Raw genomic sequence first — 3000 nt, forward strand, 5'->3', positions numbered from 1 at the left:
CATAAGAAATTTTATGTTAAATGATTGTTAGAAATGCCCCTTGATCGAGGCATTTTCTATAAAGAATACTAAAAACTAATTAAAGCCAACCAAGTTTCAAAACAAGGCAGTTCTCAGCAATCATATTTTTAAATTATATAACTCCCAACTGAGCTTTTGCTCCAACGATAAGGCTTTCATTTTGAGTTTCTAAGGCAAATAAACCATACATCAAAGGAGAGGCCGCTGCTCTTTCTAAAGTCTGTTCATATAGTTTATTCCAAACTTTACCCCCTAGTTTTTCATACTCGATGATTAGAGTTTTGAGGCTTTCTTCTCCAAACAAAGTTACATGCCCAGCAAAATCAATCGCTGGGTCATCTATATGGGCTGTTGACCAATCAATAACGCCTGAAACAGCTCCATCCTTTGAAGCTAGTACATGCCCAGCATATAAATCGCCATGTATAAATTGGGTGAAATCTGCCCATAGAACATCATTATCCAACCATTTTCTGTAGCGGGTTTCCAATTGCTCACTTATACCAATTTCAGATTTTACTAACTGCAAATTGTTTGCTATTTCAGGTCTTAAATCTGAAGGTTTCATAATTTTCAAATCATTTTCCCGAACTTCTTTTTCAGGAATACTATGGATTTCAAATAAGGTTTTTGCCAAAGATGTTATGTATTTCGGGCTATCTTTGTCCATATTCCAAATTATTTCATAGGTTTCAGCATCCAAATTTAAAACAGGATTATCTTTAAGTATGGGATAAGCCACTAATTCTGTAGATGAAATTCTCCAATCAGGAACCTCTACAGAAAGATGTTTTTTTACCAATTCTAAAATGCGTTTTTCTTTCTTGATTTGTTCCCTCATGCCATCACGACGAGGAATACGCAGCAACCATTGTTGCCCCTTTGTATCAAGAGCAAAAACGACCTTAAAATCAATGCCCATTTCATTGAAATTCATTTTGTCCGTAAGCAACAAGCCGTGTGCTTCAGCAAGTGATTGAATATCTTGAATTGTCATTTTTAATTTCCTTTAAAGAGTTCAATAATTAATGTTCGGATTAGATTGGCTATCATTAACAATCTCTCTCAAAAGTCTTGATGATTTTGTGGTCTTTGATCTCGTAGATAATGTCAGCAATATTATCGACCAATTGCTTGTCATGAGATACGAAGATAATAGTTCCTGCATAGGACTTCATCATTGTTTCTAATGCGGCAATACTTTTTAGGTCAAGATAGTTTCCTGGTTCATCCATAAGCAAAATATTATATTTTCCTAAAAGCATTTTGGATAAAAGCAGTTTGATGATTTCACCTCCCGATAAGTCGGATAAGTTTTTTTGAATATCATTCGCTCCGATCCCCATTGAAGCCAATACTGCACGAATTTCCGCAACTGTGTACTCGCACTCTTCCTGCATAAAGGAGAGCACAGATTTATGCGTGTTAAATTTATATCCTGTTTGTGTAAAGTAGCCAATTTCAGCTTTTGGAGATATGGTTAATCCATCAGCACGTTCTGATATCATTTTTAACAAGGACGTTTTCCCTGTTCCATTCGATCCAGTTATAGCGACTTTAGCGCCAAGCGGTATTATAAAGTTAGCGTCATCAAAGATAGTACGGCTACCAAATTTTAAGCTCAGACCATCTGCCGTAATCGGGAACTTATTGTGCAGTTCTAGGGCTGAACTTTGACGAAAACGAATAGAACGCAAATGCTCTGGTGCTTGAATATCTTCTAATGCAGCCAAACGCTTTTCCATACTCTTAGCTGCCTGATACAGTTTTCTTTGCTTGGTGCCAGTCATTTTTGCATGCCCAAGTCGTCCAGCACTTTCGGTAGAGTTTTTGGATTTTTCTCCTTTTTTCTTATTGTCTAATCGATTAGCTTGCTGGCGTTTTTCTTGCACAGCAGATTCTAATCGCTCCCGTTCCTTCATCATCAGCTCATATTCTACGGCTTGGTGTTGTCGCTCTTCTTCTTTTTGACGCAAGTAATCCGAGTAACCACCCCAATATTCCGTAATTTTACCGTCTTTTAACTCCCATATCTTGTCTACAACCATATCAAGAAAATATCGGTCATGACTGATAACAAGTAATGCTCCATCAAATGCTTTAAGTTGACCAATAAGTAGATCTATTCCATTGAGATCAAGGTGGCTGGTTGGTTCATCCGCTAGAATGCCATGTACTTGTTGGGAAAATGCGGCAGCAATTTTTGCACGAGTTTCCTCTCCGCCACTCATTGTGTCGTTTTGTACATTGGAAACACCAAGGCGAGATAACATTGCCCGGTCTTCGACCGTTTCTATTTCGATTCCGCCCAGTTGGCTGATATGTGCAAAATCACCAAAACGCTGTAATGTCGCTTCGGCTAAAACAATTTCGCCATTAAGTACTTTGAGTAAACTACTCTTTCCTGCTCCGTTATCACCCACAAGACCAATACGGTCATAAGAGTGAATTTCCAATTCATCAATATCCAAAACATCACGCCCAGCATAATCCAAGCGTATGTTTCTCGCTTTAATAATTAAACTCATTTTTATTTACTCCTGTTTAGCTCTTGAAATTTTTTATGCAGCAAACAGGATTTAGGTGAAAACAAAAGCTAGCATCACAGTGTCCTCCCAAAAAAAAAGCTATTCATCCACAGGGTGGACAAATAGCTAGTCAATTAAGTTATAACTGGAAACTATGCACTAAAAGCATACTTATAAATTAAGCATACTTTTACTTTATATATCCGCATATATTCTTAAAGACACAACAAAAGCCCACCATTATAAAATAGTGTCACTATGCAAATAGTTGTGTCTTAACGAATGCGGATAGAATGCATAAACTTACCTAAAAAATAAAATTCAGTTTTATGATAACTTTACTGTTAAAAGAAGTCTAGACAACCTTGTTTTATGCTTGGATATAAGGCTTATTTTAAAATAATAGTAGTGAAGATTTTCTAAAATTAACATAATACACCTTATACGAAAT

At 36.6% G+C, this 3000-nt stretch carries 2 protein-coding genes; both read right to left on the minus strand.

From position 1 onward, the window contains the following. Positions 1-133 precede the first annotated feature (133 nt). On the minus strand, positions 134-1018 hold the full coding sequence (locus FTT91_RS14330; RefSeq protein ID WP_000155092.1) for an Mph(E) family macrolide 2'-phosphotransferase: 885 nt from the start codon (positions 1016-1018) through the stop codon (positions 134-136). A gap of 55 nt (positions 1019-1073) precedes the next feature. Beyond that, complete coding sequence (msr(E), locus tag FTT91_RS14335; RefSeq protein WP_000052512.1) at positions 1074-2549, minus strand: ABC-F type ribosomal protection protein Msr(E); 1476 nt, start codon at positions 2547-2549, stop codon at positions 1074-1076. Between the last annotated feature and the right edge of the window lie 451 nt (positions 2550-3000).

Origin of the sequence: Acinetobacter sp. YH12021 (assembly GCF_013420145.1) — a bacterium.
Lineage (GTDB): Bacteria > Pseudomonadota > Gammaproteobacteria > Pseudomonadales > Moraxellaceae > Acinetobacter > Acinetobacter towneri.

What these genes read in the sequence shown, in the direction of transcription:
- FTT91_RS14330 (WP_000155092.1), bottom strand. Translation starts at nt 1,018, where the DNA reads ATGACAATTCAAGATATTCAATCACTTGCTGAAGCACACGGCTTGTTG.